The sequence below is a fragment of the Rhodococcus sp. M8 genome, from assembly GCF_015654185.1.
GTDB lineage: Bacteria > Actinomycetota > Actinomycetes > Mycobacteriales > Mycobacteriaceae > Rhodococcus > Rhodococcus aetherivorans.
The window spans coordinates 1,375,875-1,392,239 of sequence record NZ_CP064065.1 but is presented as its reverse complement, the minus strand read 5'-3'; the positions used below and the strand labels follow the sequence as shown (position 1 = coordinate 1,392,239).

The 16,365-nt window shown below is 72.8% G+C and carries 15 protein-coding genes; 11 read left to right on the top strand and 4 right to left on the bottom strand.

The window, feature by feature from the left end; all coding sequences use genetic code 11:
• Positions 1-13: 13 nt before the first annotated feature.
• Genes ISO16_RS06225 through ISO16_RS06215 form a run of 3 tightly spaced genes read right to left on the bottom strand, consistent with a single transcriptional unit; the run spans position 14 to position 3,587 of the window.
• Positions 14-1,258 carry a glycosyltransferase family 4 protein gene (locus ISO16_RS06225; RefSeq protein ID WP_006933189.1) on the bottom strand — a complete coding sequence of 415 codons (1,245 nt, stop codon included), beginning with the start codon at positions 1,256-1,258 and terminating at the stop codon, positions 14-16.
• Entirely contained in the window at positions 1,255-2,811 is a 1,557-nt protein-coding gene (locus ISO16_RS06220; RefSeq protein ID WP_072635522.1) for a 1,4-alpha-glucan branching protein domain-containing protein, read from the bottom strand. Before ISO16_RS06220 ends, ISO16_RS06225 begins: the two co-directional genes overlap by 4 nt.
• Positions 2,808-3,587, bottom strand: coding sequence for a class I SAM-dependent methyltransferase (locus tag ISO16_RS06215; protein WP_230304485.1), 780 nt, complete (start codon positions 3,585-3,587; stop codon positions 2,808-2,810). Before ISO16_RS06215 ends, ISO16_RS06220 begins: the two co-directional genes overlap by 4 nt.
• Positions 3,588-3,817: 230 nt before the next feature.
• On the opposite strand from ISO16_RS06215, the gene ISO16_RS06210 reads away from it, so the two are divergent.
• The 9 genes from ISO16_RS06210 to ISO16_RS06170 all read left to right on the top strand — a co-directional run bounded on the left by ISO16_RS06210 (position 3,818) and on the right by ISO16_RS06170 (position 13,612).
• The gene (locus tag ISO16_RS06210) at positions 3,818-4,603 is read left to right on the top strand and encodes an electron transfer flavoprotein subunit beta/FixA family protein (RefSeq protein ID WP_006933194.1); all 786 of its coding nucleotides are present in this window, start codon (positions 3,818-3,820) and stop codon (positions 4,601-4,603) included.
• Between the two features lie 47 nt (positions 4,604-4,650).
• Complete coding sequence (locus ISO16_RS06205; RefSeq protein WP_006933196.1) at positions 4,651-5,607, top strand: electron transfer flavoprotein subunit alpha/FixB family protein; 957 nt, start codon at positions 4,651-4,653, stop codon at positions 5,605-5,607.
• 137 nt (positions 5,608-5,744) lie between these two features.
• Complete coding sequence (locus ISO16_RS06200) at positions 5,745-6,587, top strand: GNAT family N-acetyltransferase (protein WP_072635521.1); 843 nt, start codon at positions 5,745-5,747, stop codon at positions 6,585-6,587.
• Entirely contained in the window at positions 6,584-7,483 is a 900-nt protein-coding gene (locus ISO16_RS06195) for a lysophospholipid acyltransferase family protein (protein ID WP_072635520.1), read from the top strand. The genes ISO16_RS06200 and ISO16_RS06195 overlap by 4 nt, the downstream gene beginning before the upstream one ends.
• Before the next feature lie 42 nt (positions 7,484-7,525).
• Positions 7,526-8,752, top strand: a complete 1,227-nt coding sequence (locus tag ISO16_RS06190) for a cysteine desulfurase family protein (protein ID WP_072635519.1) — start codon at positions 7,526-7,528, stop codon at positions 8,750-8,752.
• Positions 8,753-8,757: 5 nt separating this feature from the next.
• Positions 8,758-9,852, top strand: a complete 1,095-nt coding sequence (gene mnmA, locus ISO16_RS06185; protein WP_072635534.1) for a tRNA 2-thiouridine(34) synthase MnmA — start codon at positions 8,758-8,760, stop codon at positions 9,850-9,852.
• The gene (locus tag ISO16_RS06180) at positions 9,849-10,910 is read left to right on the top strand and encodes a methionine synthase (RefSeq protein WP_072635518.1); all 1,062 of its coding nucleotides are present in this window, start codon (positions 9,849-9,851) and stop codon (positions 10,908-10,910) included. The genes mnmA and ISO16_RS06180 overlap by 4 nt, the downstream gene beginning before the upstream one ends.
• Before the next feature lie 10 nt (positions 10,911-10,920).
• Entirely contained in the window at positions 10,921-13,044 is a 2,124-nt protein-coding gene (gene ligA / locus ISO16_RS06175) for an NAD-dependent DNA ligase LigA (RefSeq protein ID WP_029544445.1), read from the top strand.
• Positions 13,045-13,123: 79 nt separating this feature from the next.
• Complete coding sequence (locus ISO16_RS06170; RefSeq protein WP_029544443.1) at positions 13,124-13,612, top strand: GNAT family N-acetyltransferase; 489 nt, start codon at positions 13,124-13,126, stop codon at positions 13,610-13,612.
• A 10-nt stretch (positions 13,613-13,622) separates the two neighbouring features.
• On the opposite strand, the gene ISO16_RS06165 is transcribed toward ISO16_RS06170, so the two are convergent.
• Entirely contained in the window at positions 13,623-14,273 is a 651-nt protein-coding gene (locus tag ISO16_RS06165) for a hypothetical protein (RefSeq protein WP_006942337.1), read from the bottom strand.
• A gap of 291 nt (positions 14,274-14,564) precedes the next feature.
• Here ISO16_RS06165 and gatC point away from each other — a divergent pair, with 291 nt between their 5' ends.
• On the top strand, positions 14,565-14,864 hold the full coding sequence (gene gatC / locus ISO16_RS06160) for an Asp-tRNA(Asn)/Glu-tRNA(Gln) amidotransferase subunit GatC (protein ID WP_029544440.1): 300 nt from the start codon (positions 14,565-14,567) through the stop codon (positions 14,862-14,864).
• On the top strand, positions 14,861-16,336 hold the full coding sequence (gene gatA / locus ISO16_RS06155; protein WP_006942339.1) for an Asp-tRNA(Asn)/Glu-tRNA(Gln) amidotransferase subunit GatA: 1,476 nt from the start codon (positions 14,861-14,863) through the stop codon (positions 16,334-16,336). The genes gatC and gatA overlap by 4 nt, the downstream gene beginning before the upstream one ends.
• Positions 16,337-16,365: the final 29 nt, after the last annotated feature.

The following is a 16,365-nucleotide window of genomic DNA, read 5'->3' as shown; positions in this document are numbered from 1 at the left end:
CCGGCAGCGCCGGTCACCGGCCGGGCAACGGCCGCTGGGGAATCGTCGGTCGCGGAAGCGGATGGCGCACACGACGTTTCGCCTCCGAGTACACACGGGCGGTCTCGGTGGCCACCAGCCGCCAGTCGAAGTCCTCCGTGAGCCGCTCGCGCGCCGCCCGCGCCCGTCGCTGGGCGGCCGCGGGGTCGTCGAGGGTCCGCCGGACCGCCGACGCCAGCCCCGCGACGTCGCCGGGTGCGAACGAGAGGCCGGTCGAGCCGTCGACGACGGCCTCCCCGAGGCCGCCGGCCGTCGACGCGACGAGTGGCGTCCCGGCGGCCGCGGCCTCGAGTGCGATGATCCCGAACGGTTCGTAGCGGCTCGGCAGGACGATCGCATCGGCGCGGTGCAGCCACCCGAGCAGCTCGATGCGGTCGAGGTTGCCGACGAACGTCACCGACCGCGCGACGCGGTGCACGCGCGCCTGCTCGCGTAGCCAGTCGAACTGGGTGCCCTCCCCGGCGACGACGAGGGTGGTGCCGGGGTGCGTGCGCCGGATCCGGGGGAGGGCGGCGATCGCGTCCTGCACGCCCTTCTCGTACTCGAGGCGGCCGACGAACAGCAGCTGCGGCGGCCCGGAACGCGGCGCCCGCTCCCGGTAGGACCACGCGGTGACGTCGATTCCGTTGCGGATCACCGTCGCCGGCGGCAGGTCCGGCCCGTAGAGCGCGGCGACCTCCTCGTTCATCGATGCCGAACACGTGATGAGCCGATCGGATTCGTTGGCGAGCCACCACTCCACCGAGTGCACCTGCCGGTTCACGCGGCCCGACAGCCAGCCGCTGTGCCGGCCGGCCTCGCTTGCGTGCAGGGTGGACACCAGCGGTACGTCGAAGAACTCGGCGAGCGCGACGGCGGGGTGTGCGACGAGCCAGTCGTGCGCGTGCACCACGTCCGGGTACCAGCCGTCGCCGATGCCGCCCTTGGTCAGGCTCAGCCCCGCCCGCACCATGGCATGACCCATCGCGAGCGTCCAGGCGAGCATGTCCTCGCCGAAGTCGAAGTGCGGTGGGTCCTCGGCGACGGCCACCACGAGCACGCCCTCGGCGATGTGGCTGATCGTGGGGTGGGTGGTGGCGTCCGTGCCGGTGGGCCGCCGGGAGAGCACGACCACCTCGTGGCCGGCGGCGGCGAGCTCGGTGGCGAGGTGGTGCACGTGCCGGCCGAGGCCGCCGACGACGACGGGCGGGTACTCCCAGGAGACGATCAGCACCTTCACGAGGGGGCTCCCATCCGGTCGGGCAGGCGGCGGGCGTCGAGCCCGGGGAACAGATTGTCGGCCCGGTTCCAGCCGGCGGCCAGGCGCGCCGCCGTCTCGTCGCGGCCTGCGGCGACCGCCGCGGCGATCTCGCGCAACGCGTGGGCGTGCTTGTGGGCCCGGTCCCGCGCGTATCCGGCCGCGGTGTCCTTGCTGACCATGAATGCCCAGTCGCTCGACACCGTCAGCAGCGCCTCGCGCAGCATCTGGTCGTGCACCCGGTTGCGCAGCGCGGGGCGGCCGGCCCCGGCGGCGCCGCGGGCCTTGTCCAGGGTGTCGAGCGTGGTGCGCACGACCTCCTCGTTGAGCTGTACGAGGTCGCGAACCTGCTCGCCGGCCCACACCCGCCAGTCCTTCCCGGACCCCCACGAGGTGTCGTGCAGGTCGACGGGTGCTCCCACGTACCCGCGGTCGCGTGCGTCGGCGAGAGTGCCCACCTCGATGCCCGCCTCCGGCAGCGCCCGGAGCAGCCGTTCGAGGAACAGCGGGCCCTCGTGCCACCAGTGGCCGAACAGCTCGGTGTCGAAGGCGGCGACCACCAGGGCGTCGCGCCCGATGCGGTCGGACTCGCGGCGCAGTCGGCGGCGGATCGTGTCGACGAAGTCGGCCACGTGGCGGTCGACGGCCGCGGACGCCAGATCGGGGTCGTAGGGCGCCTTGTCCTGTGGGGCGACGGTGCGGCCGGTCACGCGGGCGGGCTTGAGCCCGGTGTCGTGGCAGTAGGTGTGGAAGTCCCGGTAGGCGGGGTGGCCCGGGTAGCCGGACTTCGGCGACCAGACCCGGTAGGACACCTGCAGATCCCGGCCGAAGGCGACGACGTCGGAGTCCCACACGGTCCGGCCGAGCGTGGTGTCGCCGCGCAGGGCGGGACCGTCCACCATGAAGTGCCCGACGCCGGCGCCGGCGTATCCGGCCTCCATGCCGGGGGTGAACGCGCACTCGGGCGCCCAGATGCCCTGCGGTGTGTGCGCCCAGCGGGCATGCGCGTCGGCCAGTCCCTCGGCGAGGGAGAACGCCCGCAGGCGGGGATCGAGCAGAGGCTGGAAGGGATGGGCCAGCGGCCCGCCCAGAAGTTCGACCGCCTCGGCGTCGACGAGTTCGCGGAACACCGGGGATCCGCCGTGACGCCAACGGGTTTCGAACTGTTCGAGGGCTGCGGCGGCATGCCGGTGCTCGCGGGCTCCGAGCGCACGGTAGGCCGGCTCCCGCATGCCCGCGGCCTCGTGGGCGCGCAGCTGCCAGTTGCCGAGCCAGTGGTGCATCCCGGTCAGGCAGTGGGGGTCGTCGAGCTGAGCGGCGAGCACGGGCGTCACCCCGAGGGTGACCAGGCGCGTGCGGCCCTCGGCGGCAAGCCGGCGCAGGACGTCGGTCACCGGGAGATACGTCGCGGCCCAGGACTGGTAGAGCCATTCCTCGCCGACCGGCCAGCGACCGTGGTGGGCGAGCCACGGCAGGTGCGAGTGCAGCACGAGCGCGAACAGTCCCGGTTCCCGCCGGGTGGCGGGAGTGGTCACCGCGCCGGATCCTTCACCGCGATCGCGACGAGATCCAGACTGGCGTCGATGTTCTCGGGCGCGAGGAGGAAGTCGTCGACCGTCACGGCCGCGACGTCTGCGGTCAGGCCGGCGGGCCAGGGCTCGCCGGCGAGAGCGCGCTCGATCTGGGCGTCGATGAAGGAGCCGCCGTGCTTGGCATCGAGGGCGCGCAGGGCGGGGCCGTGGTGCACCCCGGTCGTCAGGGCGACGCGGAAGCCGGCTCCCTCGAGCAGTTCGGTGAGTTCGGCGGCGTTCAGCTCGCGGGTGTGGAACGGGTTGAGCGGGGTGTCGCGGCCGGGGGAGAACGTGATGCGGTTGGGGGTGCTGATCAGCAGTTCGCCGCCGTCCCGGAGCACGCGGTGGCATTCGCGCAGGAACCCGGACTGGTCCCACAGGTGCTCGATGACCTGGAAGTTGACGACAACGTCCACGGAGGCGTCGGCGAGGGGCAGGTCGGCGAGGTTGGCGTGCCGCATGTCCACGCGCGGGTAGCGGGCGCGCACGTGCGCGACGGCGCTCTCGTCGTAGTCGAGGCCGACGACGGCGGTGGCGACGCCCGCGATCATGTCGGCGCCGTAGCCCTCGCCGGCGCCCGCCTCGAGCACGGTGCGGCCGGCGCACCGGGGCAGCAGGTCGCGGTAGACCACCTCGTGGCGGCGGAACCAGTAGTTCTCCTCCGCGATGCCGGGAACGGTGCGCTCGCCGGTGAGTGGCAGTTGAGGGGCGTCGCCGGCGGGGACGGGGGATTCGCTCACCGCCCAGACATTAGCCCCACCTTTGTCGACCTCGTCATCGGTGGTCCAGATCACAGCCGTGCGGCTCCCTTCGTGTGGTTATGGTGAACGAGGTTCCCATCCAAGTTACCAGCGGGTAACTTAGCGTGAGGTAATCTATCGCACACCCCCGTGCGAAGCACGAGAGCTCGGTCAAGGCGTTGCGCCTCGCCGATCCCAGGCAGTCATACACAGGAGGTCGACGTAGACCCATGACGAACATCGTCGTTTTGATCAAGCAGGTCCCCGACACGTGGTCCGAGCGCAAGCTCAGCGACGGCGACTTCACGCTCGATCGCGAGGCCGCCGACGCGGTGCTCGACGAGATCAACGAGCGCGCCGTCGAGGAAGCCCTGCTCATCAAGGAGCGCGACGGCGGGGAGGTCACCGTGCTCACCGCCGGTCCGGACCGCGCCACCGACGCGATCCGCAAGGCGCTGTCCATGGGTGCCGACAAGGCCATCCACCTCAACGACCCGGCCATCCACGGCTCCGACGCGATCCAGACCGCGTACGCGCTCGCGGCGGCTCTCGGCCAGATCGAGGGCGTCGACCTGGTCATCGCCGGCAACGAGGCCACCGACGGCCGGATGGGCGCCGTGCCGGCGATCATCGCCGAGTACCTCGGCCTGCCGCAGCTGACCCACATGCGCAAGCTCACCGTCGCCGACGGCAAGGTCAGCGGCGAGCGCGAGACCGACGAGGGTGTCTTCACCCTCGAGGCCACGCTGCCGGCCATCGTCTCGGTCACCGAGAAGATCAACGAGCCCCGCTTCCCGTCCTTCAAGGGCATCATGGCCGCCAAGAAGAAGGAAGTTCAGGCCCTCACTCTCGCCGACATCGGGCTCGACCCCGAGATCTTCGGCGTGGCCAACGCCGGCAGCACCGTCACCGGTGTCAGCCCGAAGCCCCCGCGTACCGCTGGTGAGCGCGTCGCGGACGAGGGTGACGGCGGCAGCAAGATCGCCGCGTACCTCGTCGGCCAGAAGATCATCTGATCGCGCCCACGCGACACAGCAGACATACCCAAGGGAGAGAAAGAGCAATGGCAGAAGTACTCGTGCTCGTCGAGCACGCCGAGGGCGCGCTGAAGAAGGTCAGCACCGAGCTGATCACCGCCGCCCGTGCGCTGGGTGAGCCCGCCGCGGTCGTGACCGGTCCGGCCGGCACCGCCGACAAGCTGCAGGACGCGCTCGCCGCCGCCGGCGCCGCCAAGGTCTACGCCGCCGAGTCCGACGACATCGAGGGCTACCTGGTGACCCCGAAGGTCGACGTGCTGGCCTCGCTCGTGGAGTCCGCCAGCCCCGCCGCGGTGATCACCGCCGCCAGCGTCGAGGGCAAGGAGGTGTCGGGCCGCCTCGCCGCGCGCATCGGCTCCGGTCTGCTCTGCGACGTCATCGACGTCAAGTCCGACGGTTCGGCCGTGCACTCGATCTTCGGTGGCGCGTACACCGTCGACGCCAAGGCCAACGGCGAGGTGCCGGTCGTCTCCGTGCGTCCGGGTGCCGTCGAGGCGCAGCCGCAGGCCGGCGCCGCCGAGCGCGTGGACGTCGAGGTGCCGGCGCAGGAGGAGAACGCGGTCAAGATCACCGCGCGCAACCCGATCGTGGGCGGCGACCGTCCCGAGCTGACCGAGGCGTCGATCGTCGTTTCCGGCGGCCGCGGCGTCGGCAGCGCCGACAAGTTCAGCGTCGTCGAGGACCTCGCCGACTCGCTCGGTGCCGCCGTCGGTGCCTCCCGCGCCGCCGTCGACTCCGGCTACTACCCGGGCCAGTTCCAGGTCGGTCAGACCGGCAAGACCGTCTCGCCGCAGCTGTATGTGGCGCTGGGCATCTCCGGCGCCATCCAGCACCGGGCCGGCATGCAGACGTCCAAGACGATCGTCGCGGTCAACAAGGACGAAGAGGCCCCGATCTTCGAGATCGCGGACTACGGCGTCGTGGGCGACCTGTTCAACGTCGCTCCGCAGCTGACCGAGGAGATCAAGAAGCACAAGGGCTGATCCCGAGGTCCCGCCGCGGCCCCGCACCCGTCCAGGGTGCGGGGCCGCACGCGTACCCGGGCATGTTCACCGGACGTGCACGGAGGCGACACCGTGCCGCCCCTGCCGCGACGTACCGGCTCGATACACATTGCGCCATGACCACTTTGCTGGTGCCGGCCCGGAACCCGGGGCTGTCGGAGGCGGTGCTGTCGGGGCCGCGGTACTCCCTGCTCGTGTCCGCCGACCGCGAACATCGCGAGGCCGCACAGCGGCTGCGTTACCGCGTCTTCGCCGCCGAACCCGGATTCCGCCTCCCGGCAGGCATGCCCGCGGGCCTCGACGCCGACCGCTTCGACGAGTACTGCGACCACCTGTTGGTGCGCGAGAACCACACCGGCGCGGTGGTGGGCTGCTACCGGATGCTGCCGCCGGAGGCCGCACGCGCCGCCGGGGGCTACTACACCGCCACCGAATTCGATCTCACCGCCCTCGATCCCGACGGTCTGCGGGCGGTGGAGATGGGCCGCGCCTGCGTCGACCCCGCCCACCGCTCCGGCTCGGTCCTGTCGCTGATGTGGGCCGGGATCCTGCACTACCTGCAACTCACCGGGCACAACTGGGTCATGGGGTGCGTGTCGGTGCCGATGCGCACCCACCCGTCCGACGTGCCCGGCGCCAACGTCCGGGGAGTGCGCGACGTGCTGCTGGCCCGGCACTCCGTCGAGCCGGCCCGGCGGGTGCTTCCCCGGACCCCGGTCGTCGTCGACGGCCGCCCCCTCGACGACATCCCGTCACCCGGGCGGCCGGTGCTGCCGCCGCTGCTGCGCGGGTATCTGCGGCTCGGTGCTCGCATCTGCGGCGAGCCCGCCCACGACCCCGACTTCGGGGTGGCCGACTTCGTCGCGCTGCAGAGCCTCGCCGGAGCCAACGCGCGCTACCTCGAGCGGCTGCGGACCGCCGCCGAGAGCGCCGAGGCGGCCGCAGGAGCGCGGGCGTGAACACCCGCGCCCACGCCTGGATGCCGGCCAGTCCCTGCGGCACCGGCTGCCTTCCGGCCGATCCGGGGCGAGTGAGTTTCGTCACGGCGGCGGCGCGCTGGGTGCTCGTGGTGGCGGTCCTGGCAACCGCCCCGTTGCTGACCGCCGGCCGGCTCCTGCCCCGCCCGGGGCGCCTCGCCGCCCAGCGTGCGTTCGCCCGCGTCCTGCTGCGTTGTGCCGGGCTGCGGCTGACGGTGACCGACCTGCGGGACCGCGGCGACGGGGGAGGCGGGGGAGGCGGGGGCGTGCTCGTCGTCGCCCCGCACGTGTCCTGGACCGACGTGCTGGTGCTCACCGCGGTTGCCCCGGCAGGGTTCGTCGCGCGCAGCGACCTGCTCGAGTGGGGACTGCTCGGCGCGCTGGCCCGCCGCATGCGGGTCATACCCATCGAGCGCGAGCGTCTGCGCGACCTGCCCGTCGTGGTGTCGCGGATCCGCGACCGCCTCCTGGCGGGGGAGCGGATCGCGGCGTTCCCGGAGGGCACGACGTGGTGCGGCAGGGCGTACGGCGGGTTCCGTCCGGCACTGTTCCAGGCGGCGATCGACGCGCAGCGCCCGGTGCAGCCGGTCGGGCTCCGGTACGCCGACGCCGCCGGGACGATCGCCACCGGTCCGGCGTTCGTCGGCGACGAGACGATGGGAGCGTCGCTGCGACGGCTCCTGCGGCACCGGGGCGTGGTGGCGGAGGTGGTGCTCGCCCCGCTCGAGCGGCCCGGCTCCGATCGCCGCGACCTCGCCGCGCGGTGTGAACTGTCCGCGCGCCGGCGGCACGACGACGGCGCCGAGTTCGCCAGGCTCGGCCGGGCCGCCGCCGCGCACGACACCCGTGGTCGCGAGGAGCTCCGGGCCGGACGGTGAGCGCGACGGGCGCGAGCCCCGACCCGCTATCCTGGTTCGGTCATGACCTCGAACCCCGCCGGAGCCTCCGGCACCTCGACGACCGTCTACCTCGATCACGCCGCGACCACCCCGATGCTGCCCGCGGCCGTGTCGGCGATGACGGAGATCTTCGCGACGGTCGGCAACGCGTCGTCCCTCCACGGGTCGGGCCGCGCGGCGCGGCGCCGCATCGAGGAGGCCCGGGAGTCCATCGCCGCGGACCTCGGTGCGCGTCCCTCCGAGGTCGTCTTCACCTCGGGCGGCACCGAGGGCGACAACCTCGCGGTCAAGGGCATCTACTGGGCGCGCCGCGACGCCGATCCGCGCCGTCGCCGGGTGATCGCGAGCGCCGTCGAGCACCACGCCGTGCTCGATGCCGTCGAGTGGCTCGTCGCGCACGAGGGCGCCGAGGTGACCTGGCTGGCCGTCGACGCCGACGGACGCGTCGAGCCGGATGCGCTGCGGATGGCCCTCGCCGAGCACGCCGACGAGACGGCCCTGGTGTCGGTGATGTGGGCCAACAACGAGGTGGGCACCGTGATGCCCGTCGCCGAGCTCACCGCGGTCGCCGCCGAGTACGGGGTGCCCGTGCACAGCGACGCCGTGCAAGCGGTCGGCCATCTGCCCGTCGACTTCGCCGCGAGCGGGCTGGCCGCCATGACGATCGCCGCGCACAAGTTCGGCGGTCCCCAGGGTGTCGGTGCCCTGCTGCTGGGCCGGCAGGTGCCGTGCGTGCCCCTCACCCACGGCGGCGGACACGAGCGCGACGTACGGTCGGGAACCCACGACACCGCCGGGATCGCCGGCATGGCCGCGGCGCTGCGCGAGGCGACGGCCGAACTCGGCGAACGCACCGTCGCGCTCACGACGCTGCGCGACGAACTGATCGCCGGTGTGACGGCCGTGGTCCCGGACGCGGTCCTCAACGGCCCGCGCGGCGCGGACCGCCTGCCCGGCAATGCACACTTCACCTTCCCCGGCTGCGAGGGCGATTCGCTGCTCATGCTGCTGGACGCGGCCGGGATCGAGTGCTCGACCGGTTCGGCCTGCACCGCCGGGGTGGCGCGGCCGAGCCATGTGCTCGTCGCGATGGGGGCGGACCCCCGCACGGCCCGCGGGTCGTTGCGATTCTCGTTGGGCCACACGTCGACTCGCGCCGACGTGGAGGCCGTTGTGGCGGCGCTGCCGCAGGTGGTGGGACGGGCGCGGGCCGCCGGACTGGCCGGCGCCGGTAGTCGAGAGAGGTGACGTCGATGAGGGTGCTCGCGGCAATGAGCGGTGGCGTGGACTCGGCGGTGGCCGCGGCCCGCGCGGTCGACGCCGGCCACGACGTGGTCGGCGTGCACCTGGCGCTGTCCACGGCGCCGGGCACGCTGCGGACCGGGTCGCGGGGCTGCTGCTCCAAGGAGGACGCCGGGGATGCGCGCCGCGCCGCCGACGTGCTCGGAATCCCGTTCTATGTCTGGGATTTCGCCGACCGGTTCAAGGAGGACGTCATCGACGACTTCGTCGAGTCCTATGCCGCCGGCCAGACCCCCAATCCGTGCCTGCGCTGCAACGAGAAGATCAAGTTCGCGGCCCTCGCCGACCGGGCCGTCGCCCTCGGCTTCGACGCGGTCGCCACCGGCCACTACGCCCGGCTCGACGACGGTGTCCTGCGTCGCGCGGTCGACGCCGGCAAGGACCAGTCGTACGTGCTCGGTGTGCTGACGGCCGACCAGCTCGCGCGTGCGATGTTCCCGGTCGGGGACACCCCGAAGGAGCGGATCCGCGCCGAAGCGGCCGAGCGGGGACTCGCGGTCGCGGACAAGCCCGACAGTCACGACATCTGCTTCATCCCCTCCGGTGACACCCGCGCCTTCCTCGGTGCCCGCATCGGGGTGCGTCCCGGCCGCGTCGTCGACGCCCGGTCCGGCGCCGTGCTCGCCGAACACGAAGGGGTGCACGGCTTCACGGTCGGACAGCGCAAGGGCCTGGGTATCGCCGGCCCCGGCGCGGACGGCCGCCCCCGCTACGTCACCGCGATCGAGCCGGACACCGGCACGGTGAAGGTGGGCTCCGCGGAAGACCTGAAGGTGTGGGCGATCAGTGCCGAGCGCGCGGTGTGGACGAGCGGGGCCGCGCCGGCCGGACCGGTCGAATGCGTCGTGCAGGTCCGCGCGCACGGCGGTGTCGCGGCGGCCGTCGCCGAGCCCGCCGGCACCGGTCTCGAGGTGACCCTGCGCGAACCGCTCACCGGCGTCGCCACCGGACAGGCCGTGGTGCTGTACCGGCCGGACGCGGGCGGCGACGTCGTCCTCGGCAGCGGCACCATCGTCGGTACCGGCACGGCGGCCACGTCCCGGTGACCGCGAACATCCCGAACCCCTGGTCCGGCGTCGCGACCGGCATCGGGTCGTGGCCCGGCACCGACGCCCGGGAATCGGCCGCGACCGTGCTCGGCGAGCTCGAGGCGTTGCCGCACCTGGTCGAGCTGCCGGCCCGCGGGCTCGGGGCCGATCTCATCGGCCGCACCGGCGCGTTGCTGGTCGACCTGCACCTCGACACGTCCACCACCGGGTACCGGCTCGGCGGTCGCCGCGGCGCGGTCGCCGCCCGCGCCGGGGATCTGCTGCGTCGGGATCTCGATGCACTCGAAGAGGCATGGGAGACAGCGGGTCTCGGTCCCGGTCGATTCCTGAAGGTGCAGTCCGCCGGCCCGTTCACCCTCGCCGCGCACGCCGAGCTGGCCGGGGGCCGGCGGGTGCTCACCGATCGCGGCGCCGTGCGCGACGTCGCCGAGTCCCTCGGCGAGGGCCTGGCGCGGCACGCCGCGGAACTGACCCGCCGCCTCGGCGCCCACGTGGTGGTCCAGCTCGACGAGCCTGCGCTGCCCGCCGTCCTCGCCGGGACCCTGACCGGACGCACGAAGCTCGAATCGGTGCCGGCGCTCCCCGAGCCGGAGGCGCAGCACCTGCTCGAGGCCGCGATCGCGGCGATCGGCCGCCCCGTCGCGGTGCACTGCTGCGCCGCCGACGTGCCCACCGGGTTGCTGCGCCGCAGCGGCGTCGACGCCGTCGCCCTCGACGTCGATCAGCTCACCGACGCCGACCTCGACGGTATCGGTGAGCTGATCGACGCCGGAACCACCCTCCTGCTCGGGCTGGTGCCGTCCACCGCACCCGACACGGCCGTCCCCACCTGGCGTGACGTCGCGGCCCCCGCGATCACGCTGATCGACCGGCTGGGCTTCCCCCGCGCCACGCTGCGCTCGGTGGGGGTCACCCCGCGCTGCGGCCTGGCCGGCGCCGATCCCACGTGGGCGCGCCGGGCGCTGCGCCTCGCCCGCGACGTCGCCGCCGCGTTCGCGGACGACCCGGAATCGCTCGGCTCCGCAGCGGCCGGGAACGTCGTATCGCTCGACTAGTCTTTCCGGCGTGAGTGAATCGACGGACGCGCCCACCCAAGCTCCGCCCGACGTGCGCGAGCGCTGGCAGCAGCTCGCGGAGGAGGTGCGCGAGCACCAGTTCCGCTACTACGTGCGCGACGCGCCGATCATCTCCGACGGCGCCTTCGACCAGTTGCTCGGCGCGCTGAAGCAGCTCGAGGACGACTACCCGGACCTGCGCGTCCCGGACTCCCCGACTCAGCTCGTCGGTGGGGGCTTCGCCACCGACTTCACCGCCGTCGACCACCTCGAGCGGATGCTCAGCCTCGACAACGTCTTCACCGAGGACGAACTGCGCGCCTGGGTTTCCCGCGTCGAGGCCGAGACGGGTCCGGACCTGCACTACCTGTGCGAGGTGAAGATCGACGGCGTCGCGCTGAGTCTGGTGTACGAGGACGGCCGCTTGCGCCGTGCCGCCACCCGCGGCGACGGCCGCACCGGCGAGGAGGTCACGCTCAATGCCCTCACGATCGACGACATCCCCGAAAGGCTCACCGCCACCGAGGAATTTCCCGTCCCCCGGGTTCTCGAGGTGCGGGGCGAGGTGTACTTCCGGCTCGAGGACTTCCACGCGCTCAACGCCGCCCTCGTCGCCGAGGGCAAGGCCCCGTTCGCCAATCCGCGCAACACCGCGGCCGGATCGCTGCGGCAGAAGAACCCCGCGGTGACCGCGCGGCGCCGCCTCGGGATGATCTGCCACGGGCTCGGCCGCGTCGAGGGATTCGAGCCGGTGTCGCTGTCGCAGTCCTACGCCGCCCTCGCCGCCTGGGGGTTGCCCGTCTCCGGGCACACCGCCCGCGTCGTCGGCGTCGAGGAGGTCGTCGCCCGGATGCGGTACTGGGGCGAGCACCGCCACGACGTCGAACACGAGATCGACGGGCTCGTCGTCAAGGTCGACGAGGTGTCCCTGCAGCGCCGGCTCGGCACCACCTCGCGCGCACCCCGGTGGGCGATCGCCTACAAGTACCCGCCGGAGGAGGTGACCACCACGTTGCTCGACATCCGCGTCAGCGTCGGCCGCACGGGCCGGGTCACCCCGTTCGCCTACATGGAACCGGTCACGGTGGCCGGGTCGACGGTCTCCCTCGCCACCCTGCACAACGCGGCGGAGGTGGCCCGCAAGGGCGTGCTCATCGGCGACACGGTGGTGCTGCGCAAGGCCGGTGACGTCATCCCCGAGGTGCTCGGCCCGGTGGTGGACCTGCGCGACGGCACCGAACGCGAGTTCGTCATGCCCACCGAATGCCCCGAGTGCGGGACACCGCTCGCCCCCGCCAAGGAGGGTGACGTGGACCTGCGCTGCCCCAACCAGCGGCACTGCCCCGCACAGTTGCGTGAGCGGGTCTTCCACGTCGCGGGCCGCGGCGCATTCGACATCGAGGCGCTCGGCTACGAGGCCGCCACCGCGCTGCTCGAGGCCGGGGTGATCGCCGACGAGGGTGACCTGTTCGACCTGACCGCCGAGGACCTGCTGCGGACGTCGCTCTTCCGCACCAAGGCGGGGGCGCTGTCCGCCAACGGCAAGCGCCTGCTGGCGAATCTCCAAGCAGCCAAGGACAAGCCGCTGTGGCGGGTGCTGGTGGCACTGTCGATCCGGCACGTCGGCCCCACCGCCGCACGGGCGCTGGCCACCGAATTCGGCAGCCTCGACCGGATCCGCGAGGCGTCCGTGGACGAGCTCGCCGCCGTCGAGGGGGTGGGACCGACCATCGCTGCGGCCCTGGGTGAATGGTTCGCCGTCGACTGGCACGTCGCGATCGTCGAGAAGTGGCGCGCGGCGGGGGTTCGCATGCTCGACGAGCGCGACGAATCCATCGAACGCACCCTCGAGGGCCTGTCGATCGTGGTCACCGGATCGCTCGAGGGTTTCTCGCGGGATCAGGCCAAGGAGGCGATCCTGCTCCGCGGCGGCAAGGCGGCCGGTTCGGTGTCGAAGAAGACCGCGTTCGTCGTCGTCGGCGATGCCCCGGGAACGAAGGCCGACAAGGCGGCCGAGCTGGGCATCCCCGTCCTCGACGAGGACGGGTTCCGCCGGCTGCTCGAACTCGGCCCGGACGGCGTCTCGGGTGGCCAGGACGCGATCGAGGAGGAGTTCGGCGAGCTCGAGAGCTGACCGGCGGCCGGAGCCGGTGTGACGGAGATCGCCCGGAAACCGTTTGGGCGGAAGGGGCGGTCACTGGGATAGTCCTCCAGTGATCGAGATCAGACGCGTGAGCCCGGACGAGTACGACGCCGTCGGCGCCCTCACCGTCGACGTGTACGTCGGCGGCGGATTCGTCGAGCCCGACGACCCGTACGCCGAGCGTCTGCGCGACACCGCCGCCCGCGACAAGCACGCCGAGGTGGTGGTCGCGCTCGCCGACGGCGAGATCGTCGGGTCCGTGACGCTGGCGGAGCCGGCGTCGCGCTTCGCCCACATCGCCGAGAAGGGCGAGCTCGAGTTCCGGATGCTGGCCGTCGCGCCGTCGGCGCGGGGCCGGGGTGTCGGGTCGGCGCTGGTGCGGCACGTCCTCGACACCGCCTACGACCGCGGCGATCGCGCCGTGGTGCTCTCCACGCAGCCGGACATGGTCGACGCGCGCCGCATCTACGACCGCAACGGATTCGTCCCCGTCCCCGAGCGGGACTGGGCGCCGGTGCCCGGCGTCGAGCTGAGCACCCTGGTCCGGGAGCTGGTCTGAGCCGTTCCGCTCAGCCGAGGACGGTTCCGATGATGCCGGCCAGGTAGCCGAGCCGGGCCACCTCGGACGGGCGGAACTCCGGGCCGCCGGGCCGGCCGAGCATCAGCACCCGGCCCTGGGTCCCCAGGGGCGCCGCCGCCAGGGTCGTGTTCATCGCTCGCCACAGGTCGGGCACCCACTCGCCCTCGTGGTCGAGCAGCATCGGCTTCTCGAGCGGCATCCACGGCACCTCCGCCGGCCGGGTCTCGGGGGCGCCGGAACTGCCGACCACCCGGTACACCCCGTACGGGCCGGTGTCGACGACGGTCGCCCAGCCGACGCGCAGCACCCGGGGCGCCCCGTCGACGAGCACCTGCAGCCGATCGTGGCGCGCGGTGGCGACCTGATCGATCAGCTCGAGTTCGCGGTGGGTGTCGAGGATTCCCGCATAGGGACGGATCGAGTCCACCGTCACGCCCTCGAGGCGTTCGGCGGCCGTGATGAGCGTGTCCGGCAGCGACCCGGCGTCGACGTCGACGACGAGATCGTCGATCGCGAAGCCGGCGCCGCGTTCGACGACGTCCAGCGAGAGGATGTCCGCACCGACCGAACCGAGCGCGACGGCGAGTGAACCGAGGCTGCCCGGCCGGTCGGGAAGCTGGACGCGTAACAGGTACGACACGTGCGTCCTTTCCCCGATTCCGAAGTCGCGGCCGAGGCGCTCGGCCGGCGACGGACACCATCTTTTCACCCCCGCAGCACCGCCGGATGCCGGTCCGGCGGTGCTGCGCCGAGACGGGACAGGAAACCGCCGGTCACGCGGTCGTTGTCACACGAACGACACAGGTGTTTCTCCGAACTGCAACACGGCGGGCGGTCGGCGCGGGTCCGGGGAACCGGCGAAACCGTCCCGGTCGGCACGCACTACCCTGGACGGGACGTTCGTTTCTTCATCGGAAAGGGGTCACCGAAGGTGCCTGCCATCTCCCGTGACGAGGTCGCGCACCTCGCCCGGTTGTCCCGGCTCGCGCTGACCGACGCCGAACTCGACGAGTTCGCCGGCCAGCTGGATACGATCCTCAGCCACGTCAAGGCCGTGTCGGAGGTGGCTGCGGACGATGTGGCGCCGATGGCCAACCCGAACGCGGTGACCAACGTGACCCGCCCCGACGAGGTGCGCCCGGGCCTGACGCCGGAGCAGGCGCTCGCCGCCGCGCCGCTCGTCGAGGACGGCCGCTTCTCCGTCCCGCAGATCCTGGGGGAGGGCGAATGAGCGCCGACCTGACCCGGCTGGGCGCGGCCGACCTCGCCGACCGCATCCACTCCGGCGACGTCTCGTCGGTCGAGGTCACCCAGGCTCACCTCGACCGCATCGCCGAGGTCGACGGCGACTACCACGCCTTCCTGCACGTCGCGGGGGAGCAGGCGCTGGCCGCCGCCGCGGAGGTCGACCGCGCGGTCGCCGCGGGCGAGAGCCCGGCGTCGCCGCTGGCCGGCGTGCCGATCGCCCTCAAGGACGTGTTCACCACGACCGACATGCCCACTACGTGCGCCTCGAAGATCCTCGAGGGCTGGATGTCGCCGTACGACGCGACCCTGACGTCGAAGCTGCGGCGGGCCGGCATCCCCATCCTGGGCAAGACCAACATGGACGAGTTCGCGATGGGATCGTCCACCGAGAACTCCGCCTTCGGTCCCACCCGCAACCCGTGGGACACCACCCGGATCCCCGGTGGTTCCGGCGGCGGCTCCGCGGCCGCGCTGGCGTCCTACCAGGCGCCCCTGGCCATCGGCACCGATACCGGCGGCTCGATCCGCCAGCCCGCCGCCGTCACCGCCACGGTCGGCACCAAGCCCACCTACGGCACGGTCTCCCGGTTCGGCCTCGTCGCGTGCGCGTCGTCGCTCGACCAGGGCGGCCCGTGCGGCCGCACCGTGCTCGACACGGCGCTGCTGCACGAGGTGATCGCCGGCCACGACCCGCGCGACTCCACGTCGGTGGACGCGCCCGTCCGGCCGGTCGTCCGGGCGGCCCGGGAGGGCGCGCAGGGCGACCTGAAGGGCCTGCGCGTCGGCGTCGTCAAGGAGTTGCACTCGGACAGCTACCAGCCGGGCGTGCTGGCGTCCTTCGACGCGGCCGTGGCCACGCTCACCGAACTCGGCGCCGAGGTCGTCGAGGTCTCCTGCCCGCACTTCGAGTACGCGCTCGCCTCGTACTACCTGATCCTGCCGTCCGAGGTCTCCTCCAACCTCGCCCGCTTCGACGCCATGCGCTACGGCCTGCGCGTCGACGACGGCACGATGAGCGCCGAGCAGGTCATGGCCGCCACCCGGGCCGCCGGGTTCGGTAAGGAGGTCAAGCGCCGCATCATGATCGGCACCTACGCGCTGTCCTCCGGCTACTACGAGGCCTACTACGGGCAGGCGCTCAAGGTCCGCACCCTCATCGCGCGGGACTTCGAGAAGGCGTACGAGCAGGTCGACGTCCTCGTCTCGCCGACCAGCCCGTTCACCCCGTGGAAGATCGGCGAGAAGGTCGACGATCCGCTGGCGATGTACCTGTCGGACCTGTGCACGCTGCCGACCAACCTCGCCGGGCACTGCGCGATGTCCGTGCCGTCCGGGCTGTCCGCCGACGACGGGCTGCCCGTCGGCCTGCAGATCATGGCCCCGGCGCTCGCCGACGAGCGCCTCTACCGCGTCGGCGCCGCGTTCGAGGCCGCACGCGGCCCGATCGTCGCCTGAGTCCGGCCGAGGCCCGGTGCGCCGTCCCG